Origin of the sequence: Streptomyces sp. NPDC003035 (assembly GCF_042888285.1) — a bacterium.
Taxonomy (GTDB): Bacteria; Actinomycetota; Actinomycetes; order Streptomycetales; family Streptomycetaceae; genus Streptomyces.
This window is the reverse complement of record NZ_JBIAPJ010000001.1, coordinates 1,124,717-1,147,498: the sequence shown is the minus strand read 5'-3', so window position 1 is coordinate 1,147,498 and position 22,782 is coordinate 1,124,717. Positions and strand designations below refer to the sequence as shown.

Annotated in this window: 22 protein-coding genes; 9 read left to right on the top strand and 13 right to left on the bottom strand. The window is 73.0% G+C overall.

Features of this window, described 5'->3' with window-relative positions:
- Window positions 1-29: 29 nt before the first annotated feature.
- Together ACFYV5_RS05045 and ACFYV5_RS05040 are read right to left on the bottom strand one after the other, a co-directional pair.
- Complete coding sequence (locus ACFYV5_RS05045; protein ID WP_355109718.1) at window positions 30-194, bottom strand: hypothetical protein; 165 nt, start codon at window positions 192-194, stop codon at window positions 30-32.
- A gap of 82 nt (window positions 195-276) precedes the next feature.
- Window positions 277-1,101: a TIGR02452 family protein gene (locus tag ACFYV5_RS05040; protein ID WP_389164476.1), complete on the bottom strand. Its 825-nt coding sequence runs from the start codon at window positions 1,099-1,101 to the stop codon at window positions 277-279.
- Between the two features lie 130 nt (window positions 1,102-1,231).
- Between ACFYV5_RS05040 and egtA the strand changes: the two genes are divergently transcribed.
- From egtA to egtD, 4 genes are read left to right on the top strand one after another with little or no spacing between them, the layout of a single operon-like run.
- Complete coding sequence (egtA, locus tag ACFYV5_RS05035) at window positions 1,232-2,491, top strand: ergothioneine biosynthesis glutamate--cysteine ligase EgtA (RefSeq protein WP_355109722.1); 1,260 nt, start codon at window positions 1,232-1,234, stop codon at window positions 2,489-2,491.
- Window positions 2,488-3,804 carry an ergothioneine biosynthesis protein EgtB gene (gene egtB / locus ACFYV5_RS05030; protein ID WP_389164474.1) on the top strand — a complete coding sequence of 439 codons (1,317 nt, stop codon included), beginning with the start codon at window positions 2,488-2,490 and terminating at the stop codon, window positions 3,802-3,804. Before egtA ends, egtB begins: the two co-directional genes overlap by 4 nt.
- On the top strand, window positions 3,804-4,556 hold the full coding sequence (gene egtC / locus ACFYV5_RS05025) for an ergothioneine biosynthesis protein EgtC (RefSeq protein WP_389164472.1): 753 nt from the start codon (window positions 3,804-3,806) through the stop codon (window positions 4,554-4,556). Before egtB ends, egtC begins: the two co-directional genes overlap by 1 nt.
- A complete protein-coding gene (egtD, locus tag ACFYV5_RS05020) occupies window positions 4,553-5,518 on the top strand; it encodes an L-histidine N(alpha)-methyltransferase (protein WP_355109730.1) in 966 nt (321 codons plus the stop codon). Before egtC ends, egtD begins: the two co-directional genes overlap by 4 nt.
- Here the strand turns inward: egtD and ACFYV5_RS05015 are convergent.
- From ACFYV5_RS05015 to ACFYV5_RS04980, 8 genes are all read right to left on the bottom strand, one after another.
- Window positions 5,413-6,291: a lysophospholipid acyltransferase family protein gene (locus tag ACFYV5_RS05015; protein WP_389164469.1), complete on the bottom strand. Its 879-nt coding sequence runs from the start codon at window positions 6,289-6,291 to the stop codon at window positions 5,413-5,415. The two genes, egtD and ACFYV5_RS05015, sit on opposite strands and share 106 nt — an antisense overlap.
- Window positions 6,288-7,214: a GNAT family N-acetyltransferase gene (locus tag ACFYV5_RS05010; RefSeq protein ID WP_389164467.1), complete on the bottom strand. Its 927-nt coding sequence runs from the start codon at window positions 7,212-7,214 to the stop codon at window positions 6,288-6,290. Before ACFYV5_RS05010 ends, ACFYV5_RS05015 begins: the two co-directional genes overlap by 4 nt.
- Window positions 7,215-7,352: 138 nt before the next feature.
- Window positions 7,353-8,600 carry an extracellular solute-binding protein gene (locus ACFYV5_RS05005; RefSeq protein ID WP_389164464.1) on the bottom strand — a complete coding sequence of 416 codons (1,248 nt, stop codon included), beginning with the start codon at window positions 8,598-8,600 and terminating at the stop codon, window positions 7,353-7,355.
- A gap of 203 nt (window positions 8,601-8,803) precedes the next feature.
- Window positions 8,804-10,255, bottom strand: a complete 1,452-nt coding sequence (locus ACFYV5_RS05000; protein WP_389164461.1) for a cellulose binding domain-containing protein — start codon at window positions 10,253-10,255, stop codon at window positions 8,804-8,806.
- Window positions 10,252-11,754, bottom strand: a complete 1,503-nt coding sequence (locus ACFYV5_RS04995; RefSeq protein WP_389164458.1) for a beta-N-acetylhexosaminidase — start codon at window positions 11,752-11,754, stop codon at window positions 10,252-10,254. The genes ACFYV5_RS05000 and ACFYV5_RS04995 overlap by 4 nt, the downstream gene beginning before the upstream one ends.
- 9 nt (window positions 11,755-11,763) lie before the next feature.
- Window positions 11,764-12,597, bottom strand: coding sequence for a carbohydrate ABC transporter permease (locus ACFYV5_RS04990; RefSeq protein WP_389164455.1), 834 nt, complete (start codon window positions 12,595-12,597; stop codon window positions 11,764-11,766).
- A complete protein-coding gene (locus ACFYV5_RS04985) occupies window positions 12,594-13,496 on the bottom strand; it encodes a carbohydrate ABC transporter permease (RefSeq protein WP_389164452.1) in 903 nt (300 codons plus the stop codon). Before ACFYV5_RS04985 ends, ACFYV5_RS04990 begins: the two co-directional genes overlap by 4 nt.
- Window positions 13,493-14,752 carry an extracellular solute-binding protein gene (locus ACFYV5_RS04980; RefSeq protein ID WP_389164449.1) on the bottom strand — a complete coding sequence of 420 codons (1,260 nt, stop codon included), beginning with the start codon at window positions 14,750-14,752 and terminating at the stop codon, window positions 13,493-13,495. The genes ACFYV5_RS04985 and ACFYV5_RS04980 overlap by 4 nt, the downstream gene beginning before the upstream one ends.
- Window positions 14,753-14,924: 172 nt before the next feature.
- Here ACFYV5_RS04980 and ACFYV5_RS04975 point away from each other — a divergent pair, with 172 nt between their 5' ends.
- Genes ACFYV5_RS04975 through ACFYV5_RS04965 form a run of 3 tightly spaced genes read left to right on the top strand, consistent with a single transcriptional unit; the run spans window position 14,925 to window position 16,729 of the window.
- Window positions 14,925-15,692, top strand: coding sequence for a GntR family transcriptional regulator (locus tag ACFYV5_RS04975; protein ID WP_389164446.1), 768 nt, complete (start codon window positions 14,925-14,927; stop codon window positions 15,690-15,692).
- Window positions 15,693-15,722: 30 nt separating this feature from the next.
- Window positions 15,723-16,487, top strand: a complete 765-nt coding sequence (locus ACFYV5_RS04970; protein WP_389164444.1) for a GntR family transcriptional regulator — start codon at window positions 15,723-15,725, stop codon at window positions 16,485-16,487.
- A gap of 26 nt (window positions 16,488-16,513) precedes the next feature.
- Entirely contained in the window at window positions 16,514-16,729 is a 216-nt protein-coding gene (locus tag ACFYV5_RS04965; RefSeq protein ID WP_355109752.1) for a dodecin, read from the top strand.
- Between the two features lie 10 nt (window positions 16,730-16,739).
- Here ACFYV5_RS04965 and ACFYV5_RS04960 read toward each other — a convergent pair whose 3' ends face one another.
- A complete protein-coding gene (locus ACFYV5_RS04960) occupies window positions 16,740-17,228 on the bottom strand; it encodes a hypothetical protein (protein ID WP_389164441.1) in 489 nt (162 codons plus the stop codon).
- Between the two features lie 71 nt (window positions 17,229-17,299).
- On the opposite strand from ACFYV5_RS04960, the gene ACFYV5_RS04955 reads away from it, so the two are divergent.
- Together ACFYV5_RS04955 and ACFYV5_RS04950 are read left to right on the top strand one after the other, a co-directional pair.
- Complete coding sequence (locus ACFYV5_RS04955; protein ID WP_389164438.1) at window positions 17,300-18,346, top strand: MsnO8 family LLM class oxidoreductase; 1,047 nt, start codon at window positions 17,300-17,302, stop codon at window positions 18,344-18,346.
- A gap of 218 nt (window positions 18,347-18,564) precedes the next feature.
- Complete coding sequence (locus tag ACFYV5_RS04950) at window positions 18,565-19,179, top strand: LuxR C-terminal-related transcriptional regulator (protein WP_389164435.1); 615 nt, start codon at window positions 18,565-18,567, stop codon at window positions 19,177-19,179.
- A gap of 38 nt (window positions 19,180-19,217) precedes the next feature.
- Here ACFYV5_RS04950 and ACFYV5_RS04945 read toward each other — a convergent pair whose 3' ends face one another.
- A complete protein-coding gene (locus ACFYV5_RS04945; RefSeq protein ID WP_389164431.1) occupies window positions 19,218-21,032 on the bottom strand; it encodes an ATP-binding cassette domain-containing protein in 1,815 nt (604 codons plus the stop codon).
- Window positions 21,029-22,765, bottom strand: a complete 1,737-nt coding sequence (locus ACFYV5_RS04940; protein ID WP_389164428.1) for an ABC transporter transmembrane domain-containing protein — start codon at window positions 22,763-22,765, stop codon at window positions 21,029-21,031. Before ACFYV5_RS04940 ends, ACFYV5_RS04945 begins: the two co-directional genes overlap by 4 nt.
- Between the last annotated feature and the right edge of the window lie 17 nt (window positions 22,766-22,782).

The window sequence follows — 22,782 nt, the reverse complement described above, 5'->3', positions numbered from 1 at the left end:
GGGCCCCGGTCGTGACGAGGGTCGGAAGGTCAGTTGTGGCCGAACTTCCGCTCCTTCTTGTGCGAGACCTGCTCGATGATCGGCCGCTGGGTGTCACGTACGACCGGTGCCTGTTCCTTCGTCGCCGCCTCGGTCCTCTGCTCGTGCCCGCCCGTACGGGCACCGCGGTTCACCCGGGTCTGTTTCTTGGCCACGATCGTGCCTCCTGTACCGGAACGCGGACGCTGGGGCCATTTCAGCCTCGCACGCGTGCACGAACACCGCACGTCAGACCGGTCAGGCGTCCGCGAGGACCCGCTGGAACGCGCCGAGGGTCGTCCGGTCCCTGGTGCGGTCGAGGATCGCGAAGACGATCTCGTCGAAGTGGCCGGCGAACCGGCCGCCGTCCATCAGCAGCGTCCGGAAGGCGCCGGCGACCTCGGCCGGGTCGTTCTGGAAGACGCCGCAGCCCCAGGCTCCGAGGACGAGCCGGCGGTAGCCGCCGGCGACGGCCGTCTCCAGGACCCGCTCGGCGCGGCCGGCGAGCACGGCCGGAACGCGATGGACGAGTTCCGGGTTCTGCCGTCGGACGACGCCCGCGTTGGGGGCCGGAGAGGTGAGGAAGCCGACCGTGAACGGCTCGTCCAGGAGACCGCCGCGGTCGTCGCGGAAGACCGGGACGCCGGGAGAGAGGATCACCCGGTCCGTGTAGAAGGCGTTCCTCTCGGCCCGGTGGTGCTCGTAGTACGCGGGGGCGCGCAGCAGCGTGGTGTAGAGGGCCGAGGCCCGGCAGACGGCCTCTTCCTGGGCCTGGGCGCCGTTCAGGTAGCCGCCGCCGGGGTTGCGGGCGGAGGCGAAGTTCAGGACGGCCACCGGGGCCGCGTCGGCCCTGGTCAGCCGGCGGGCGGCGACGAGGCTGCTCTCGTCGGTCACCGTGATGACGGTGGTGCGGTCGGTGTCCGGGGCGACGGCGAGGGGTTCGGGGCCGTGGAGGCGGGTTCCGGCCACCGCCGCGCTCAGTTCCGCCGCGATCGAGACCGTCCGGCCGTCGGGGGCCCGGTAGTGGCCCTCCGCGACGATCTCCTCGGTCTGTTTCGCGATCCCCCGCAGTCGTGCGCTCATGCCCACGATCCTGATCGAATCGCTTCCGCCGGGGCAACGGGATATTCACCGTGTGGCCGGTGGGGCGCCCTTGCACGGCCGTCGGTGGTGGCTTTAGGTGGAATCAGCGCCTTCCGACAGGAGGAACGACATGTCGTCGAGCGGCATACCGCAGGGCGGTCCCGCCCTCACCGAGAACGAGGCCGAGGACCTGCTGCGAGGTATCTGCTTCAAGACGGGCCCGCCCCGCGTGCTCGGGGTGGAGGTGGAATGGCTCGTCCACGAGCTGCGTGACCCGCGGCTTCCCGTCCGGCCACAGCGGCTGGCCTCGGCCATCGACACCGTACGGACCCTGCCGCTGGCCTCGGCACTGACCTTCGAACCCGGCGGACAGCTGGAGCTCAGCTCGCCGCCCGCCGGCTCGCTCATGGAGTGCCTGGACACCCTCTCGGCCGATCTGCGGGCGGTGCGCGAGGCGCTCGCACCCCTCGGACTCGCCCTCAGCGGTTACGGGGTGGATCCCTGGAACGCGCCGCGGGAGCGGCTGCTGCGCGAGCCCCGGTACGACGCGATGGAGGCCGCCCTCGACCGTACGGGACCCGCCGGCCGGGCCATGATGTGCGACTCGGCGTCGGTGCAGATCTGTCTGGACGCCGGTCACGAGGAGCCGGGACCACTCGGCTACCACCGCCGCTGGCAGCTGGCCCATCTGCTGGGCGCGGTCCTGGTGGCCGCGTTCGCCAACTCCCCCGTCCACGGCGGGCGGCGCACCGGCTGGCGTTCCACCCGGCAGGCGCTGTGGACCGATCTCGACCCGGCGCGGGCGCTCGCCCCGGCGCCGGACGGTGAACCCCGGGCGGCCTGGGCGGCGCACGTGCTGGACTCCCCCGTGATGTGCGTCCGCGGGGAGGACGCGCCGTGGGTGGTGCCGGAGGGGCTGACGTTCCGGGAGTGGCTGCGGACCGGCCGTCCCCGCCCGGCCGGTGAGGATGATCTGCGGTACCACCTGACGACGCTGTTCCCGCCGGTGCGGCCGCGCGGGCATCTGGAACTGCGGATGATCGACGCCCAGCCGGGTCCGGACGGCTGGATCGTGCCGGTGGCCGTGACCGCGGCGCTGTTCGAGGACCCGGAGGCCGCCGAGACGGTCTACCGGGCGGTCAAACCGCTGGCCGAGCGGGCCGGTTCGCAGGCGCCGCCGCGCAATCCGCTCTGGCTGGCCGCGGCCCGCGACGGGCTCGCCGATCCCGATCTGCACGCCGCCGCCCTGGTGGCGTTCCCGGCCGCCCTGGAGGCGCTCCCCCGGATCGGGGCGAGTCCCGCCGTCCGGCAGGCGGTGGCCGCCTTCCACGAACGATACGTACGCTCCGGCGGCTGTCCCGCGGACGAACTCCAGGAGGTCTCGTCATGACCGTGACGACGGATCCCTCGGCCCTGCGGCAGCGGGCCCTCGACGCGCTGACGACCGCGCGGGAGCGCACCGCGCTGCTCACCTCCTGCGTGGAGGACGACGAACTCACCGCGCAGCACTCCCCGTTGATGTCCCCGCTCGTGTGGGACCTGGCGCACATCGGCAACCAGGAGGAGCAGTGGCTCTGGCGGGCCGTCGCGGGGCGTGACGCCCTGCGCCCGGAGATCGACTCGATCTACGACGCCTTCGAGCACCCCCGCGCCAGTCGCCCGTCCCTGCCCCTGCTGCCTCCGGCCGAGGCCCGGACGTACGCCTCCGAGGTACGCGGCCGGGTCCTGGACGTCCTGGCGGCCACATCGCTGGAGGGCCGGCCGCTGGTCGAGGCGGCGTTCGTCTTCGGCATGATCGCGCAGCACGAACAGCAGCACGACGAGACGATGCTGATCACCCATCAGCTCCGGAGGGGGCCGCAGGCGCTGACCGCTCCCCCGCCCCCTGCGACGGACACCGGCCCGCTTCCCGCCGACGTCCTGGTCCCGGGCGGCCCGTTCACCATGGGGACGTCCGACGAGGCGTGGGCGCTGGACAACGAGCGGCCGGCCCACACCCGGGTGGTTCCCGCGTTCTTCATGGACACCGTGCCGGTCACCAACGGCGCCTACATGGCGTTCATCGCGGACGGCGGCTACGCGGACGAGCGCTGGTGGCGGCCGGAGGGCTGGGCGCAGATCCGGCAGCACGACATCGGCGCGCCGCTGTTCTGGCGCCGCTCGGGCGGGCAGTGGCTGCGCCGCCGGTTCGGCGTGACGGAGCCGGTGCCGGAGGACGAGCCGGTGGTGCACGTCAGCTGGTACGAGGCCGATGCCTACGCCCGCTGGGCCGGGCGCAGGCTCCCCACCGAGGCCGAGTGGGAGAAGGCGGCCCGGCACGATCCGGCGAGCGGGCGTTCGCGCCGCTACCCCTGGGGCGACGCCGATCCCGCGCCCGGCCACGCCAATCTGGGCCAGCGGCATCTGCGGCCGGCCCCGGCCGGAAGCTATCCGGAGGGCGCGTCGCCGCTCGGCGTACGGCAGTTGATCGGGGACGTGTGGGAGTGGACCTCCAGCGACTTCCTGCCGTATCCGGGGTTCACGGCCTTCCCGTACAAGGAGTACTCGGAGGTCTTCTTCGGTCCGGCGCACAAGGTGCTGCGCGGCGGGTCCTTCGCGGTGGACGCGGTGGCCTGCCGGGGGACGTTCCGGAACTGGGACCTGCCGGTGCGCCGGCAGATCTTCTCCGGGTTCCGGACCGCGCGCGACGCGGAGCTGGGCTGATGTGCCGCCATCTGGCCTTCGTCGGTGATCCCGTGCCGATCGGGGAGCTCGTGCTGGGGCCGCCGCACTCCCTGGAGCGGCAGGCCTGGCAGCCGCGCACGCAGAGCAGCGGACTGGTGAACGCGGACGGGTTCGGTGTCGGCTGGTACGCCGAGGGCGATCCGGTGCCGGCCCGTTACCGCCGGGCCGCGCCCATCTGGGGAGACCTCTCACTGGCCGATCTCGGGCGGGTGGTGCGGACGGGGGCACTGCTCGCGGCGGTCCGGGGGGCCACCCGGCCGGGCTCGGACGGGGAGGCCGCGGCGGCCCCGTTCGCGGCCGGGCGGTGGTTGTTCAGCCACAACGGAGCGGTGGACGGGTGGCCCGGCTCGCTGACCGGCCTGGCCGCGTCCCTGACGGCCGGGGAGCTGCTCGCGCTGGAAGCCCGCACGGATTCGGCGCTGGTGTGGGGTCTCGTCCTGCACCGGCTGCGGGCCGGTGACGGGCCGGGGCAGGCGCTCGCCGACACCGTACGGGAGGTCGCCGGGGCGGCTCCGGAGTCCCGGCTCAACCTGCTGCTCACGGACGGGACGGAGATCACCGCGACGGCCTGGGGCAACTCCCTGTGGTACCTGAGGCGCCCCGACCGCACGGTCGTGGCCTCGGAGCCGTACGACGACGATCCGCTCTGGCGCGAGGTGCCGGACCGCACCCTGCTGACCGCCACCCGCACCGATGTCACCCTCACCTCGCTCAAGGAGCCCTCCGCGTGAGCCCGTTCCAGTTGACCCGCACCCTTCCCGAGGACGCCACCGGCGCCGAACTGCGCGCCGACGTCCTGCACGGCCTGACGCGCAGCCCTAAGGAGCTGCCGCCGAAGTGGTTCTACGACGCGCGCGGCAGTGAGCTGTTCGAGGAGATCACCCGGCTCCCCGAGTACTACCCGACCCGCGCCGAACGGGAGATCCTGATCGCCCGGGCCCCTGACATCGCCGCGGCGACGGGCGCGCGGACCCTGGTGGAGCTGGGGTCCGGCTCCTCCGAGAAGACCCGGTTCCTGATCGACGCGCTCCTGCCCGGGCTGGACAGTTACGTACCGGTGGACGTGAGCGAGTCGGCGCTGACGGGTGCGGCCGAGGCGCTGCTGGCGGAGCGGCCGGGACTCCACCTCCACGCCCTGGTCGCCGACTTCACCCGGGGGCTCGCTCTGCCCGGTACGCCGGGTCCGCGTCTGGTGGCCTTCCTGGGGGGCACGATCGGCAACCTGCTGCCCGCCGAGCGTGGGGTGTTCCTTCGCTCGGTGCGGACGATGCTGGCGCCGGGTGACGCGCTGCTGCTCGGCACGGACCTGGTGAAGGACGAGGCGACCCTGGTCGCCGCCTATGACGACACCGCCGGGGTGACGGCGGCGTTCAACAAGAACGTGCTGGCCGTGATCGCGCACGAACTGGACGCGGACGTGCGGCCGGACGACTTCGACCATGTGGCGCTGTGGGACCGCGAACGGGAGTGGATCGAGATGCGGCTGCGGGCGCGCCAGGCGCTCACGGTGAAGATCCCGGAGCTGGATCTGGCGGTGCCCTTCGAGGCGGGCGAGGAGATACGGACGGAGGTGTCGGCGAAGTTCCGTCAGGCGGGGGTGCGGGCGGAACTGGCGGCGGCCGGTCTGGAGCTGACCCACTGGTGGACGGACGAGGAGGGGCGGTTCGCGCTGTCGCTGGCGACGGCCCGCTGAGCGGCCAGGGCCAGGGCGCGGCGGTTCGGATACTGGACGTTGGATATCGGATCCAAAATCCTGATCTCCGCGGTGAGTCCGCCGGCCGCCGCGATCCGCCAGAGCGAGGCGGCGAGCGGATCGTCCCCCACGAAGGCGGCGGGCCCGGTCGGCCGGTACTCCAGTCGTACCGGCTGGACGGGTACGGAGGCGTCGACCGCGGCCTGGAAGGTGGCCGGCCGGAAGGTGCCCCCGCCCCGGCCGCACCAGGTCGACCCTTCCGGGAAGACGATCACGCGTCCCCCGCCCGCCAGCGCCCGCGCCATCGCGCGGACGGTGGCGGGCAGGGCCCGCAGCCGGTCGCGGTCGATGAAGAGGGTGCCGCCGCGCGCCGCGAGGGGCCCGAGCACCGGCCAGGCCCGGACCTCCCGCTTGGCGAGCATCCGGCCGGGCAGGACGGCGGCCACGAGGGGGATGTCCAGCCAGGAGATGTGGTTGGCGACGACCAGCAGGGGACCGTCGGCGGGGACGGGTCCTCCGGTGACCTTCACCCGGACCCCGAAGGCCCGGAGCACCAGCCGGCACCACCTGCGAACCAGCGCCCGCCGGCCGGCGGCCGGCAGCAGCGCCGCCAGGGGCGCGAGCAGCACGCCGGTGAGGACGGCGGCGACGCCGGCGGCCAGCCGGGCCGCGGCCCGTAGGGGTCCGGCGGCCCGACCCGTATGCCGTGCGCAGGGGTCGGGGGCGCACGGCGAGGTCGGCAGCCACGGCGAGGGGGAACCGGCGCCGGTCACTGTGCCGGTGCGAGGGAGAGGAAGTGGCGCAGGTAGCGGGGGTTGGTGTCGCGCAGCGACAGCAGGACGTAGAGGTCGGCCACACCGAAGTCGACGTCGTGGGCGGGTGCTCCGCAGACCCACGCGCCGAGCCGCAGATAGCCGCGCAGCAGCGGCGGGAGGTCGACCCGGCCCTGGGGGCGGGTGACGCCGTCGGGGGTCCAGAGCTTGTGCGGGGTGACCCAGTACTCCTCGGGGGCGAGGTGCTTGGCCTTGACCGTGTCCCAGGTGGCGGCGGCGAGCGCTCCCCCGTCGGCGAGCGGGATCGAGCAGCAGCCCGCCAGCCAGGTGTGGCCGGTGCGGGTCATGTAGCGGGCGAGTCCGGCCCAGATCAGCGCGATGACCGCGCCGTTGCGGTGGGCGGGGTGGACGCAGGAGCGGCCGACCTCGACGAGGTCGTCACGGACGGGCGCGAGCCGGCCGAGGTCGAACTCGCTCTCGGAGTAGAGGCGTCCGGCGATCCGGGCGCGGTCCGGCGGCAGGACGCGGTACGTGCCGACGACCTCGCCGGTGACCTCTTCGCGTACGAGCAGGTGGTCGCAGTACGCGTCGAAGGCGTCGATGTCGAGCCCGGGTTCGGGTCCGTCGAGGCGGGCGCCCATCTCGCCCGCGAAGACCTGGTGCCGCAGGCGCTGCGCCGCGCGGACGTCCTCCTGGGTGCGGGCGAGACCGACGACGTAGCGGGGCTCCTCGCCGACGGACCGGCCCGCGGACCGCGGCTGAGGCTGAGACTGCGGCTGCGGCTGCGGCTGCGACTGCGGCACCGGCTGGGCAGGGATCCCGGCGAACGGGGCACCCGTGACGGGCGCACCACCCGGGGCCGGGAGGCCGGCGGGGACGGGGACAGCGGGGGCCGCGGCGGCTGCGGGTGACGGTGCGGGCATGTCGGGCTCCTCCGGCGTACGGAAGGGGACGGTGAGGGCCGGACCGTGGGAACGGTGGTCCGGCTCCTTACTTCTTCCGTGACCGGCTGGATTCGACGTGACCGTGCGGGGGCCCGCGGGTGTGCGGTCGCTGAAATGCTATTCGGCGAGGGCCTGCGTGATCTGTGCCGAGGCCGCCTCGGCCGCCTGCTTCGGGTCGTCGCCCTGCAGGACGGCGGTCATGTACGGCTTGATCGGGTTCGCCGCCTCGACGTCGGCCCACTGCGGGGAGTTGGGCGTGGCCTTGCCGCGGGCCGCGCCGACGGCCATGACGGCGGTGGCCTCCTGGCCCTCGACGACGGAGGCGAGGGAGCTCTTGTTGGGGACGTAGTTCATGGCACGAGCGAGCTCGGACTGCCACTTCTCCCCGGCCAGGGCCTTGACGACGTCGATGGCCGCCGCCCGCTCGGGTGCGTTCTCCGGGATGATCAGGTCGGAGCCGCCGGTGAAGACGGCGCACGGCTGCCCGGCCTTCTTGCCGGGTATGGGGAAGAAGCCCAGCTTGTCCTTGAGTCCGGGGTTCGCCTTGGTGATGGCGGCGACGGCGCTGGGGGTGGCGATGATCTGGGCGACGTCGCCCCTGGCGAAGACCTCGGCCTGGGGCGGGGTCTGCTCGTCGGCGTTCTTCGGCCCGGAGCCGAGCGACTGCAGCTCCTTGTAGAAGTCCATGCCGCGCAGCGCGGCCGGGCTGTGCAGGGCGCCGGCCCAGTCGCCGCCCTTGTCCTCGGCGAGCTCACCGCCCTCGTCCCAGATGAAGCCCGCGAGGGTGTACCAGTCCTGTCCCGCGAGGTAGATGCCCTGGGAGCCGTCGCGGTTGAGCTTCTCGGTGTCGTCGAGCCACTGGGCCCGCGTCGTGGGCGGCTTGGTGACCCCCGCCCTCGCGAAGAGGTCCTTGTGGTAGATCACGACGCGGTTGGCGGCGTACCAGGGGATGCCGTACTGGGAGCCGCCGATCCGGCCGGGCTCGGCCAGACCGGGCAGCCAGTCCTCGCTGCCGAGGTCGCGCACGGACTCCAGGGTGAGGTCGTAGAGCTTGTCGGTGTCCGCGTACTGGGCGACCTGGGTGTTGCCGACCTCGATGACGTCGGGCCCGCCCTCGCCCCGGATCGCCTCGGTGACCTTCTTGCCGATGCCCGTCCACTCCTGGAACGTGAACTCCAGCTCGCCCTCGTGCTCGGCCTCGTACGCCTCGGTGAAGCGCTGGAGGAAGTCCTCGCTGACGCTGTCGCGCATCAGCCAGACCGTGACCGTGCGGTGCTGGTCGGCGGCGCCGGGAAGGAGCCCGCAGCCGGTGAGCACGAGGGCGGTCGCGGCGGCGAGCGGACAGACGAGATGGCGGTTCTTCACGGAGGTCACCTTCTGCGTTCCATGACATGGGGTGCGACATGGGGAGCTGACCCGTCGTGGGGGGACCGAACGGCGTGTTCGCGCGGGTATGTGGCCTGGATTCTGGTCTGGACCAACGAGGTGGTCAAGTCCTGGACGGCCCGGTTCCGGGCGGGCGTGCCGGGCACGCCCGCCCGTCACCCCGGTGGAGCGCGGGGCCCGTGCTACGGAACGGCCGGTACGGAGTCCTCGAAGGCCGTGCCCGCCGTGCGGTACGACGCGACCTTGGCGGCCACCTGGGCCGGGGTCAGCACCTGGTCCTTCACGTGCAGGACGTAGTCGACCTTCTGGTCGTAGGCGCGCGCGGTCGTCGAGCTCTGTCCTGCGAGGTCGATCAGCCACTGGTTGAAGTTGATGGACATCGGGCGTTCGGGGAGATAGCGGGCGTCGTGCCGGCCGAACTCCTGGCCGTCGACGTAGTAGACGATGGTGCTGTCGTCGATGGTCAGGACGAGGTCGTGCCAGCCCGCGTAGCTCGCCCGGACCTCGGAGTGCTGGTTGACGGCCTCCCAGGGATCGGGCCGGTAGGTCTCCCACGAGGTGGTGTAGAGGATGTTGGCGGGCTCGCCCCAACCGCCGTTGGGGAGGTACTCGAAGTCGTACTCGGCGTAGTCGTCCGCCATCGGCGCCTTGAGGTCGTTGATGGTGAAGAACGTCTGGACGAGGCGGTCGCCGTCCGGTCCGGAGAGCGGCGCGTCGGAGAAGCGGACCCGGGCCGCGTACGTGCCGTTCTTGAACTTCGTCGCGCGGGTGAGGACCTCGGTCTGCCGGGTGGACTCGGCGGTGCCGGCGGTCGAGGTCCTCAGGTTCATGATCGAGTTGGTGCCCTCCTTGGCGAAGGTGACGTTCTCGGGCGCCCAGGTGGCACCGGGGACGCCCGGTCCGCCGGAGTTGGAGCGCACGCTCCAGCCGTGGGCGGCGGTCGCCGGATCGGTGTGGCCGGTGTAGTCGAAGTCGTCGAAGAGCGCCGCCCCCGAAGGCGGCGGGGTCGTCGGATCGGTGGGGGTCGGGGTCGGGGTGGGCTCGTTGCCCGCCGGGGCCGTGCCCCAGACCTGGACGCCGCCGACGGTGGCGGTGACCTTGCTCCAGTTCGCGTACGCGGTCTGGGCCGGCCCGAAGGAGTAGTCGTCGTTCTGGTTCAGCGGCTGCCAGTTGGAGCGGTGGAAGCGCAGCTGCATGTCGCCCGTGTCGGCGCCGGGGGCCAGGCTGCCCGCGCCGGCGGTGAAACCGACCTCCAGATAGCGGTCGGCGGTGGCGGTCGGGTGGGCGAGGGTGCCGAAGGTGCCGGTGAGGTTCGCGCAGCCCTTCACGGCCCAGGAGCAGGCATAGCTGTACGAGGCTCCCGCGTCGGCCTTGAAGTAGTAGCGCACCTTCACCTGGCTCAACGGCACGCTCGACGAACCGGTGTTGACCACCTTGAACCAGGGCTCGACCTGGTCGCTCCCGGTGGCGCTCTGCCGGTACTGGACGGTGACGGCCTCGCCGGCCGCGGCGGCCGGGAGGGCGGTCAGCGCGGTGGCGCCGAGGCCGGTCACGGCGGCGACGGCGAGCGCGGCACGGATCCGCAGGCGGGCGCCGGTCGTGCCCGTGCCCGCCGGTCGGGTAGTGGTACTCATGGGGATTCCTCTCCTTGGACGGAGGTGGGGGAAAGGCGGCGCGGCACCCCGAGGGTGTCGAGCCGGGTCCGGTGGTGGCGCAGCCGGGCCTGGAAGCCCGGCCAGTCACGGCGCCCGCTCCAGGCGGTCTCGGCCAGGGCGCAGAGCCGCGGGAAGGCCAGGTACTCGGCGTGCGCCGCGGTGGGGACGTACTCGGTCCACAGCTGGGCCTGGGTGCCGAGGACCCGCGCGGCCTCCTCCGGGCTCCAGTGGGCGGGCGCGGGGTCGGTGCCGTGGACGGCTCGCAGGTCGACGACGGCGCCCGGCTGGCCGGGCGGCTCGTCGGGGCTCGCCGACTGGGGGTAGTCGAGGTAGGTGGAGCGATGGGGGGCCATGACGACGGGATGCCCGCGACGGGCGGCGGTGCGCCCGTGGGCGGTGTCCCGCCACGGCATGACGGTGAAGTACGGGGGGAGGTCGGCGCCGGTCTCGGTCCAGCCGAGGGGGCGGCGGCCGGCGTCGAGGAGATGGCGCCCGACCTGTTCCATGAACCAGCCGTGCAGGGCGTCCGGTCCGGCGAGTCCTTCCTCCGCGGCGCGTCGGCGGGCGGCGGGCGAGGCGTGCCATTCGACGGTCGGACACTCCTCTCCGCCGAGGTGGACATGGGGCGAGGGGAAGACGTCGAGGACCTCGTCGAGGACCTCGCGACAGAAGTCGAGGACGCCGTCGTGGACGCCGAGGACGGTGTCGCACACCCCCCACCGGTCCCAGACGCCCAGCGTGCGGTCCGGCCGGTTGCCGAGTTCGGGGTACGCGGCCAGGGCTGCCCGGGAGTGGCCGGGCATCTCGATCTCGGGTACGACGGTGATCCCCCGCTCGGCCGCGTGCCGTACCAGACCCGTGAGTTCGGAGCGGGTGTAGGCGCCGCCGTGCGGGAGACCGCCGACCTCGGTGAGCCGGGGGCGGGCGGCGACCGGCATGCGCCAGCCCTGGTCGTCGGTGAGGTGCAGGTGGAGGACGTTGAGTTTGTGGAGGGCGAGGAGGTCGACGTACCTCCGGAGGAAGGAGACGGGCCGGAAGTGCCGGGCGACGTCGAGCATGGCGCCGCGCCAGGAGAAGCGGGGGACGTCGGTGATCTGTACGCAGGGCACGGACCACGCGACGCCGGTGACCGGCTCGTCGCGGAGCGCCTGCACGGGCAGGAGCTGACGGAGCGTCTGCGCCCCGGCGAGCAGGCCACGGGGGTCGGCGGCCCGCAGCAGAACGCCCTCGGGGCCGACGGTGAGGCCGTACCCCTCGTCGCCGAGGCCGGTGAGCGCGGGATCGAGGGCGAGGACGACGGGGCCGTCCGGGCGCGCGGGCAGCCGGAGTCCGGTGGCCGGCCGGAGGAGGGTGCGCAACAGCTCCGCGGCTTCCCCGGCGCCGGGGGCGATCTTGAGTGCGGTGGTGTCGTCGAAGGTGAACCGGCCGGGCAGCACGGTGAGGTGGGCGGGGTGCGGGACGAGCTGGGGCACGGGCATGGCGGCGCGCTATCCCTTCACGGCTCCGCCGGTCATACCGGCGGCGACCCGGCCCTGCAGGACCAGGAAGAGGACGAGGACCGGCAGGGCGAAGAGCGTGGACGCGGCCATGGTGGCGCCCCAGTCGGTGCCGAAGACGTTGGAGAAGGAGGAGAGCCAGACGGGCAGGGTCCGGTCGTCCTGGTTCTTGATGATGAGCATGTTGGCGAAGGCGAACTCGTTCCAGGCGGTGATGAAGCCGAAGAGCGAGGTGGCCATGAGCCCCGGGGCGAGCAGCGGGAGGGTCACGCGGCGGAAGGCCTCGGCGCGGGTGCAGCCGTCGACCTGGGCGGCCTCCTCGAGCTCGGCGGGGACGGCGGCGAGGAAGGAGCGGAGGGTGACGATGGTGAACGGCAGGGTGATCATGAAGTAGACCAGGGTCAGGGTGACCAGCCGGTCGAGCAGGCCGGCGTCCCGGGCGATGATGTACAGGGGGATCAACAGCGCCTCCCACGGCGCCACTTGCGCGATGAACACCATGAGGACGAAGGCGCGCCGGCCCCGCCAGCGCATCCGGGCGACGGCGAAGGCGGCGCCGAGCGCCACGACGAGCGCGAGCAGGACGCATCCGGCGGTGACGATCAGGCTGTTGCGCCAGAAGAGCCAGAATCCGTCCGCCTCGACGGCGTGTGCGAAGTGCTCCAGGGTGAGGGAGGTCGGCAGCAGGACGGGGGTCTCGGCCTGGATGTCGGGGGTGGGTTTGAAGGCGGTGGAGACCATCCAGTACACGGGGAAGACGGCGACGGCGAAGACCGTCAGGGCGGCCGTGTGCAGGGGAAGTCGGCGCAGGGCGTGGGGTTTCACCGGTCGGCCTCCTGCCGGAGCAGCTGGCGGAAGTAGGCGATCAGCACGGCGACGAGGAGGAGCACCGTCAGGGTCGAGACGGCCGCGCCGAGGTCGTAGCGGTGGAGCGACTGGGCGACCCGGTACGCGTAGACCGGCAGGGTGGTCGTGGCCTCACCCGGGCCGCCCCGGGTGACGGCCCAGATCTGGGCGAAGCAGCGGAAGACCCAGATGACTTCGAGGCAGAGGACGAGGCCGAAGATCGGCCGCAGCAGCGGCAGGGTGATCGAGCGGAAGATCCGCCAGGCCCCGGCTCCGTCCAGGCGGGCGGACTCGTACAGCTCCTCGGGGACGGTCAGCAGGGCCGCGTGCAGGGTGATGGCGGCGAAGGGGACCGACTGCCACACCACGAGGAGGACGAGGACGGTGAAGGCGGCCGTGCCGTCGGCGAGCCAGGAGTATCCCTCGAAGGACGTGAACCCGAGGCGTACGAGCACCCAGTTGACGATGCCGAGGCGGGAGGCGAAGAGCCACTGGAAGACGGTGGTGGTGGCGATGACCGGGCTGGCCCAGGCGAGGACGAGCCCGGTCGTCACCAGGATCCGCATCCGCCGTCCGAGCCGCCGCATCATCAGCGCGACGAGCGTGCCGATCCCCATGATGAGGACGACGTTGACGAGGGTCCACCAGAAGGTGCGCCGGACGACCTCCCAGAACTCCGGGTCGGTCAGGACCGTCCGGTAGTTCGCGAAGCCGACGAACGGCGCGCCGCCCCGGATGAGTTCGGCCATTCCGTAGTGCTGGAGGGAGATCAGCAGGTTGCGGACGAGGGGGTAGCCGAGGAGCAGGGCGCCGCCGAGGACGGTCGGGGCGACGAGGAGGTAGGGCCGGAGGGCGGCCCCGCGGCGCGGCCCGCTCACGAGCCGAGGGTCTTGGTGATGCTCTCCGACGCGGTCCGGGCCGCCTGGGCGGGGTCGGTTCCGGTGAGCACGGCGGTCATGTACTGCTTGATCGGGTTGGTGGCCTCGACGGCCGTCCACTGGGGCGAGTTGGGCGTCGCGCGGCCCTGCGCGGCGCCGGCGGCCATGGCGGCGGTGCCCTCGTCGTCCTGGATGACATGGGCGAGCGAGGTGCGGTTCGGGACGTAACTCATCGCCCTCGCCATCTCCGTCTGCCACTTCTCGCCGGCGAGGGCCTTGACGACCTCGTAGGCGGCGTCGGGGTGGGCGGATGCCTCGGGGACGATGAGGTCGGAGCCGCCGGTGAAGACCGCACCGGGCTTGTCGGCCGTCTTCCCGGGGATCGGGAAGAAGCCCAGCTTGCCCTTGAGCGCCGGATTGGCCTGTTCGACGATCTTCGCGCCGCCGGGTACGGCGATGATCTGCGCGACGTCGCCCTTGGCGAAGACATCGGCCTGCGGGGGCTTGGCCTCGTCGGAGTCCTTGGGGCCCTTGCCGAGGGCTTGGAGCTGCCGGTAGAAGTCCATGCCGGCGAGGGCCTGCGGGGTGTCGAGCGCACCTTTCCACTCCTTGCCGTCCCGTACGGCGAGGTCACCGCCGTCCTCCCAGATGAAGCCGGAGAGGGTGTACCAGTTCTGTCCGGGCAGGTAGATGCCCTGTGTCGCCCCCTTGTTCAGCTTGGCGGTGGCGGCGAGCCACTCGGCACGGGTCTTGGGCGGGGCGCTGATGCCGGCCCGGGCGAAGAGCTCCTTGTGGTAGATGACGACACGGTTGGCGGCGTACCAGGGGATGCCGTACTGCTTGCCGTCGACCTTCCCGGGCTCGGCGAGTCCGGGGAGCCAGTTCGCGCCGTTCAGCTCGGCGACCTTGGCGCTGAGGTCGCGGACGCCGCCGCTCGCCGCGTACTGGGCGACCTGGGTGTTGCCGACCTCGATGACATCGGGGGCGTCCTTGCTGGCCAGGGCCGCGGTGATCTTCTCGCCGATGCCGTCCCACTCCTGGATCTGGATGTCGAGGGTGACGCCCTGGTGGGTCGCCTCGAAGTCGGTGCGGAAGCGGGTGAGGAAGTCGTCGGTGACGCTGTCCTTCATGATCCAGACGGTGACCTCGCCGACTCCGTCGGCGGTCGCGGGGTCGTCGGTCGTGCCGCAGGCGGTGGTGCCGAGGGCCAGGGCCGCCATCAGGGCGACGGGGCCGGCGAGGGAGCGGATGTTCACGGGCACCTCGAAGAATGGTTGACCAATTGGTCAAGTGGTCAGATGCGTGACCAGAAGGTGGCATGGACCAATGGAGCCGTCAACCCCCTGGAAAATATGCGCTGTTCACTCACTCGACGGTCATGATGGCTGGCTAGGATGGGGCTTACCAGTTGACCAGTTGGGAGAACGCATGAAGGACGACCCCTCAGGCGGGGTGCTGAAGAGGGAGCGCGTACGGGAGCATCTGCTGGGCCTGATCGAGGCGGGCCGGCCCGGCGAGCCGATCCCCTCCGAGCGCACCCTGTGCGCCACGCTCGGCGTCTCGCGCCCCACCCTGCGCGCCGCCGTCGACGAACTGGTCGCGACGGGCGCGCTGGTACGGGAACACGGACGCGGCATGTTCGTCGCCCCCGCCAAGATCACCCAGCAACTCGCCCCGCACGACGCGGCCTTCACCGTTCCCCGCGCCTCCGGCAGCTGGTCCGGCACGGTACTGGAGTCCGCCACGCTCCGGGCCGGCGCGCGCATCGGCCGCAAGCTGCGCGTCTCCCCCGCCGCCGAACTGCTCTACATCGCCCGCCTCCGCCTGGTCGACGGCTCCCCCATGGCGATCGAGCACCTGCACATCCCCGCGGACCTCGTCCCCGCCGCGCTCACCGCGCGGGAGCTGGAGTCCGGCGACCTCTACGACCACCTCAGGGACCACCACCGCGTCCACGTCCGGGAGGCGACGCAGTCGATCGAACCCACCGTCGTGAGCGAGGCGGAGGCCGCCCTTCTGGACGTCCCGGTCCTGTCCCCCGCCCTGCTGATCGAACGCCTCACCCTCGACACCTCGGGCCGGCCGGTGGAGTACGTCCACTCGGTGTACCGGGGCGACCGCTACCGCATCGTCTCCCGCCTCGACTTCACCCGCGACGGCGTCGTGACCTCCTCGACGGCCGGGGATGCATACTGACCGCCGGACGACAGGCCGGGGAGGGCACACGTGGAGCTCAAACGGGAGCGGGTACGGGAGCATCTGCTGGCCGTGATCGACGGGCGCCGTCCCGGGGACGCCATCCCCTCCGAGCGCACCCTGTGCGCCACGCTCGGCGTCTCGCGCCCCACCCTGCGCGCCGCCGTCGACGAACTCGTCGCGACCGGCGCGCTGGTACGGGAACACGGACGCGGCATGTTCGTCGCCCCCGCCAAGATCACCCAGGAACTCGTCGCCGAGGACCACGCGGCGGGCGCTCCCCGGAGCCGCGGCAGCTGGACGAGCACGGTGCTGGAGTTCCGTACCGTACGGGCGGGCGCGCGGATCGGGCGGAAGCTGAAGGTCTCCCCGGCGGCGGAGCTGGTGTACGTGGCGCGGCTGCGGCACGTCGAAGGGGCACCGATCGCGCTGGAGCACCTGCACGTCCCCGCCGCCCTGGTCCCCGGCCTGACCCCCGCCGCCATGGAGGCCGGCTTCTACGCCCATCTGCGGGAGAAGTGCCGCATCAGGACGGCGCACGCGGTCCAGTCGATCGAGCCGACCGTCCTGAGCGAGGAGGAGGCCGCGCTCCTCGACGTCCCGGTGCTCTCCCCCGCCCTGCTCTTCGACCGGATCACCTCGGACACCGGCGGCCGGCCGGTGGAGTACGTCCGCTCGCTCTACCGGGGCGACCGCTACCGGATCGTCTCGCGGCTCGCCCTCGGCGACGGCTCCGCCGACCACCCGGCGCCCGACGTGTCGCGGACCGGGGTGTGGTGGGGCACGGTGGAATGACCTTCGAGGAGAGGAGTTCGGCCCCCATGTCGAACCACACCTACCGCGTCACCGAGATCGTCGGCACGTCCACGGAGAGCGTGGACCAGGCCATCCGTAACGGCATCGAACGGGCCTCGCAGACGCTCCGCGGCCTTGACTGGTTCGAGGTGACGCAGATGCGCGGCCACCTCGTCGACGGGGCGATCGGGCACTACCAGGTCGGTCTGAAGGTCGGCTTCCGCCTGGAGGAGGGCGACTGACCCGGACGGGTCAGGTCCGGCCCTCCTTCTCCTGGGCGTCCTTGAGTGCCTCCGACGCCACGGCCCAGCGGGCCCGGACGACCGGGAAGCCGGCCTCCTCGGCCGCGTCGCAGACCAGCTCGTCGTCGTCGACCAGCATCCGGACCTCGCGGTCGCGGCCGAGCCGGCGCAGGATCTCCAGCTTGGTGTGGCGCGCGGGGCGGAAGTCGTTGTTGCGGCGCATGTGGATCGGGCCTTCGGGCAGGTCCTGCGCGGCGAGCCATGCGAGGGTGTCCCGGCGGCAGCGCTCGGGCCGCCCTGTGAGGTAGACGATCTCGCACTCCTCGGCGGCTTCCCGGCACAGGGCGACGCCCCGCGCGAGCGGCGGATCCTGGGGCGCCGCGGCGAAGAAGGCCGCCCAGTCGCGCGGGCGCCGTTCCAGGAAGTGCTGGCGGTGTGCGGTGCCGGCGAGGGTGTTGTCGAGATCGAAGACGGCCACGGGCCTGCTGTTTCGCGTCACGCGGACAGCGTAGGCAACGCGTAGGCAACGCCGCGCGGGAATCCTGCCCGCGCGCGGACGTTGAACCCTTCGTGACCTTCTCTGCTGACGGCATCCGTCTCTCCGTCCTCGACCGCTCCCGGACCCGGGAGGGCGAGGACGGGGCCGTCGCGCTGCGCGCCACCGTGGACCTCGCCCGTGAGGTGGAGGCGCTCGGGTACCACCGGTTCTGGGTCTCGGAGCACCACAGCGTGCCGGGTGTGGCGGGCTCCGCGCCCGCCGTGCTGGCCGCCGCCGTCGCCGCCGCCACGTCCTCCATCAGGGTCGGCACCGGCGGGGTGATGCTTCCCAACCACCAGCCGATGGTCGTGGCCGAGCAGTTCGGCGTCCTGGAGTCGCTCTTCCCCGGCCGGATCGACATGGGGCTCGGCCGCTCGGTCGGCTTCACGGACGGCATCCGCCGGGCGCTCGGCCGGGACAAGGGCGACGCCGAGCGGTTCGGGGAGCAGCTGACCGAGCTGCTCGGCTGGTTCACGGGGACGCAGACCGCCCACCCGCAGGTGCACGCACGCCCGGCCGAGGGCCTGCGCGTGCCGCCGTACGTCCTGGCGACGGGCGAGGGCGCCTCGATCGCCGCCGAGGCCGGTCTTCCGCTGGTCATCGGGGATCTGCGGGGCCGGCAGCGGATGCTGCGCGCGATCGACGTCTACCGGTCCGCCTTCCGCCCCTCCGCCTGGTCCGAGGAGCCGTACGTCGTGGTCGCGGGCACGGTCGCCGTGGCCGCCACCGAGGAGGAGGCCCGGCGCCTGCTGATCCCGGAGGCGTGGTCGCTCGCGTACTCGCGCACGCAAGGCGTCTTCCCGCCCTTGATGCCCGTCGAGCGGATCGAGGGGCTCATGACGACGGAGAAGCCGACGGAGAAGCAGCGGGAGTTCTTCGCGTCGGGACTGAAGGGGCACGTGTACGGCACGGAGGAGCAGGTCGGCGAGGCTCTGGAGCGGGTGGTGAAGGAGAGCGGCGCCCAGGAGGTCCTGGTGACGACCAGCACGTACGATCGCGACGCGCTGCGCGACTCCTACCGCCGGCTGGCCCGTGTCGCCGGCCTGACCGGTCGGGCCGACTTCGCGCACCTGGCGTAGGGAGGCGGGATCGGGACATTCCCCGCGCACTCCGGTCGGCGCCACACCTCTCCGGCCTGCGCACCGGTCGGGGTGAGGGAAAGGTTCCGGCCTTCGCGCTCTCCTGCGCGCCCCTCGTGCGCCCAGTGACGCGTTCTCGCTCCGGACGCAAGGGCAGAGGGGTGGGGTGGCTGCTCGCGCCGTGCCCCCTGGCACGGCGGAGGACCGAAGGGGTGGGAATGACAAGAGTGACGGTGGTCTACGAAGCACAGCTCCTCCGTGCCGCGCTTGTGGAACTGCTGCGATCGGGCGGGTGCCTGGTCGTTTCCTCGCTGCCGCACTGGCCCCAGGGGCCGGGGCCGGAGACGTCGCCTCCGGACGTGTACGTCGCCGATGCCGAATGTCTGCCCGCCTCCGAGGCACCGCCCGGCACCGCATCGACATCGGCATCGGCGTCCCCGGCAGCCGGTGGCTCGCGGCTGCTGGCGCTGATTCCCGCGCAGCGGCCCGGTGTGCTGCGCCGGGCCCACGCGGCAGGGGCGATGGGATTCGTCGACAAGAACGGTTCGAAGAGCCGATTACTCGAGGCGGTGCACCGTGTCGCCGCGGGCGAGCGTTTCATCGACGACACGCTCGCCGTCGGATTTCTCCAAGCCGCGGAGATGCCGCTCACCCGGCGTGAGCTCACTGTCCTCTCGCTGGCCGCCAAGGGGGCGCCGGTCGCCGAGATCGCCGCGACGCTGTACCTGTCCAGGGGCACGGTCCGCAACTACATGGCGAGCGTCATCCGCAAGGTCGGCGCGCGCAATCGGGTGGACGCCATCCGGATCGCCCAGGGTGCCGGGTGGACCTGACCGCCCTCGCGTGACGTCTCCGCGAGCCCCGCCCCCGTTCACTCCTGGACGTCGTTCCAGTGCCCCACCAGGTCGCGGTAGAGAGCGGACCGCACGAGCAGTTCGTCGTGCGTGCCGTACGCGGCCCGAGTGCCGTCGAGGACGAGGATCCGGTCGGCGCGCAGGGCGGACGACAGCCGGTGGGCCACGACGACCAGAGTCCCGGGCCGGGCGCGCAGCGCGCGCTCGGCCGTGGCCTCCGCGACGGGGTCCAGATGGCAGGTCGCCTCGTCGAGCAGGAGCAGGCGGGCCGAGGAGAGATGTGCGCGCCCAAGGGCGATCAGCTGGCGCTCGCCGAGGGAGAGCGCCTCCGGCGTCAGCGGAAGGTCGAGCCCGCCGAGACGGTCGACGAGCGGTTCCAGCGCCAGTGCCCGTACGGCCTCGTCGACGTCGGACCGGCGGGCGTCGGGCCGCAGATACCGGAGGTTCTCCCGCAGGGTGCCGGTGAAGACGTACGCCTCCTGCGGGATCAGTACACGCAGGGCCGCGAGTTCGGGCAGGCGATGGTGTGCGACGGGGCGGCCGGCGAGGCGTACGTCGCCCTGGTCGGGCGCCAGCAACCCCGCCGCGACGCGCAGCAGGGTCGACTTGCCGATGCCGCTCGGGCCGACGACGGCGATGTGCTCCCCCTCCTCGACGGTCAGTTCCAGATCGTCGAGGACGGCACGGGCGCCGGGCCCGTACGCGGCCCGGACCCCACTCAGCTCCAGTGCCGCCGTCGCGCGACCCACCCGCGGGTGCCCATGGTGGGCGGCGGTGGGGAGAGCGGGCTCGGGCATCGGACGGGTGAGTCGGTCGAGGATCACGAAGAGACGTGCTCCGGCGGCGCCCAGGACCGTCATCAGTGTCTGCAGTGCCGGGAGGAGCGCCTGGAGGACGTAGGTGAGCGCGCCCACCAGGGCGCCGGTCGTGACCCCGTGGCGATGGAGCCACGGGGTCGCGGCGAGCAGCAGGAACACCGGCAGCTGCCCCGCCGTCGCGACGGAGAGCGTGCGTGCCGCCGCCCACCGGGCCATGGCGCGCTGGGCGGCGGCGGCCTCGTCGATCGCACGGCGGTTGTGTGCGGCGGTCGGCTCCTGGGCGCCGCAGGCGACGATGTCGCGCAGGGCGGTGCACGTGATCTCGGCTCGCCGTCCGACGGCCTCGTCGGCGTCGAGGTAGCGGTGCTGGGCGCGTGCCATGGGCCGCAGGGAAGCGGTGAACAGGGCGAGGCCCAGCACCATCGGGGGGAGGACGACGAGGAGCAACCGCGGCGCCAGTGACAGCAGACCGACCAAGGCTCCGGCGGCGACGAAGACGAAGGAGCGGGCGGCGAGCACCAGCCCGGCGAAGCTGTCGCGGGCGATCTCGGTCTGGCTGGTCAGCCGGGACACCGCGGTCGTGTCCCCGGTCGCGCCCGCGGCGGTGGCAGCGCGCAGCGCGTGGCGCACCGACCGCCGTACGAGGTCGTCGCGCAGCGGTTCGGTCAGGTGGGCGAGTTGGGCGAAGACCCCGCGGACGACCGGAGCGCCGAGAAGGATGGCCACGACGGCTCCGGTCAGCCAGAGCAGCCCGGCCGCGGGGGCGCCCCGCAGGAAGCCGTCGTCCAGGGAACGTGCCACGCAGTAGCCGCCGAGGAACGTCTGCGCGGACTCGGCCACGGACCATGCCGCCAGTCTGACCAGCACTCCCTTGCGGCGGCCGAGGAAGACCGCCGCCGAAGCCCTGACGCGCCGGGACGCCACGGGCGTTCCGGCGGCCACCCCCGCGTCACGGGGGGCCGACCGCGTCGGCGGAGGGGCCGCCGCCGGGCCCGTCTCCGCCCCCGCGGTCATGCGCCCGCCCCGAGGCCGTCGTGGGCGGAGAACACCGCGCGGTAGTCCGGGTCCTCCCACAGCCGGCGGTGAGGTGCGTACCGCCGCACGCGGCCCGCCTCCAGCCAGACGACCCGGTCCGCGCGGGCCGCGGTGGACACCCGGTGGGCCACGATCAACGTGGTGCACGGCCGCAGCAGGGTGGAGAGGGCGAACTCCACCTGCCGTTCGGTGGCCGTGTCGAGGCTCGACATCGCGTCATCGAGAATCATCAGGCGGCCCGCGCCGATGAACGCCCGTGCCAGCCCGAGGCGTTGGCTCTCGCCACCGGAGAACGGCGCGTCGTCCAAGGGCGTGTCGTATCCGCGCGGCAGCAGACGGATGAAGGTGTCGGCACTCGCGGCACGCGCCGCCCGTCGGACCTCGGCGGCCGTGGCGGGGTCCCGGCCGGGGCCGATCCCGGCGGCGACCGCGGAACGGACCGTGGCGGCGGCGCCGCCGTCGAAGGCGGGTCGGGCGAACGCGTAGGCGGTGGCTCCCCGCAGTTCGTCGTGGGACAGCGCGGCCATGTCGACACCGTCGAGGAGGACGTGTCCCGCGTCGGGGTCGGTCAACCGGCCCGCGACGGCGGCCAGGGTCGACTTGCCCGCGCCCGAGCGGCCCACGACGGCGACCGTCGATCCGCCGTCGATCGCGAGCGTCACGTCCGTGAGCAGCGGCACGCCGTCGCGCACCACCCGCACTCCCCGTAGCTCCAGGCCACCGGGCCCGTCGGCCGGCAGGACGGCGGAGCCGTACGACAGGGGGGGAAGGCCGGCCAGTTCGGAGGTGCGGCGTCCTGCGCTGCGGGCCCGCACGAGCGTGCCGAGCGGTGCCGCGATGCCTCCGATGCCGGCGGCGAGGGCGGCGTACCGGGTGGCGGCCAGCAGGGCGCCGACGCTGAGCTCCCCCGAGGCCAGCCTGGTCCCCGCCACCGCCATGACGGCGGTGGTGAGCAACGGGAGCAGGACGCCGCTCCGGGCCACGGCGCGACCGTGGACGAGCCACATGCGGGTGCCGTGCCGGGTCATGTCCTCGAGTGGGGCGAGGATGCGCTCCTCCTCGCGGCGTGCCGTGTCCGCGGCGGCGATGGTGCGCGCGCCTTTCAGCGCCTCGGCCAGCCGGGCGGCGATGGCACCCTGCGCATGCTGATACCGGCCGACCGTGTCGGAGGACTGGTGCGCGAACGCGCGCAGCAGCAGGAGGAGCAGGGGGAGACCTGCGACGAAGACGGCGGCGAGCCAGGGGTCGATGACGGCCAGCGCGACGAGGGCACCGGCCGGGGCGAGTACGGAGGCCACCGAGGTCGCGAGCGCCGCCGGTGCGGTGCCGCTGTCCGTGGCGTTGACGCACAGCCGGGCGGCGACGTCGCCGCCGGAGTGGGACGCGGCGCGGTGAGGGGCGGTGCGGAGCAGCCCGGTCAGCGCACGTCGGCGGATCCAGGCGGTGGCGCGGGCGTTGGTGAGCTGGGTCAGCAGGACCGACGCGCCCTCCAGCAGGACTTCCGCGGCGAGCAGCACGGCGACGTACACCAACCAGGTGCCTGCGCCGGGGCGCTGGTGCAGCAGCAGATCCAGGGTCCTGCCGGCCATGGCGGGGACGGCGAGGGAGCAGGCCGCACCGGCGACCGAGCAGACGAGCAGCGCGACCGTGGTTCCCGCGGTATGCCGTGCGGCGCCGCGCAACAGCCGGTCGGAACCGGTCGGCGAGGCCATCCGATGCCCTTTCTCCT

Bases quoted from the DNA above. Each gene is read 5' to 3' on its own strand.
- ACFYV5_RS05040 (WP_389164476.1), bottom strand. From the start codon at position 1,101: ATGAGCGCACGACTGCGGGGGATCGCGAAACAGACCGAGGAGATCGTC.
- ACFYV5_RS04975 (WP_389164446.1), top strand. From the start codon at position 14,925: ATGAAGGACGACCCCTCAGGCGGGGTGCTGAAGAGGGAGCGCGTACGG.
- ACFYV5_RS04950 (WP_389164435.1), top strand. From the start codon at position 18,565: ATGACAAGAGTGACGGTGGTCTACGAAGCACAGCTCCTCCGTGCCGCG.
- ACFYV5_RS05000 (WP_389164461.1), bottom strand. From the start codon at position 10,255: ATGAGTACCACTACCCGACCGGCGGGCACGGGCACGACCGGCGCCCGC.
- ACFYV5_RS05010 (WP_389164467.1), bottom strand. From the start codon at position 7,214: ATGCCCGCACCGTCACCCGCAGCCGCCGCGGCCCCCGCTGTCCCCGTC.
- ACFYV5_RS04940 (WP_389164428.1), bottom strand. From the start codon at position 22,765: ATGGCCTCGCCGACCGGTTCCGACCGGCTGTTGCGCGGCGCCGCACGG.
- ACFYV5_RS04945 (WP_389164431.1), bottom strand. From the start codon at position 21,032: ATGACCGCGGGGGCGGAGACGGGCCCGGCGGCGGCCCCTCCGCCGACG.
- egtA (WP_355109722.1), top strand. From the start codon at position 1,232: ATGTCGTCGAGCGGCATACCGCAGGGCGGTCCCGCCCTCACCGAGAAC.
- egtC (WP_389164472.1), top strand. From the start codon at position 3,804: ATGTGCCGCCATCTGGCCTTCGTCGGTGATCCCGTGCCGATCGGGGAG.
- ACFYV5_RS04965 (WP_355109752.1), top strand. From the start codon at position 16,514: ATGTCGAACCACACCTACCGCGTCACCGAGATCGTCGGCACGTCCACG.
- ACFYV5_RS04995 (WP_389164458.1), bottom strand. From the start codon at position 11,754: ATGCCCGTGCCCCAGCTCGTCCCGCACCCCGCCCACCTCACCGTGCTG.
- egtB (WP_389164474.1), top strand. From the start codon at position 2,488: ATGACCGTGACGACGGATCCCTCGGCCCTGCGGCAGCGGGCCCTCGAC.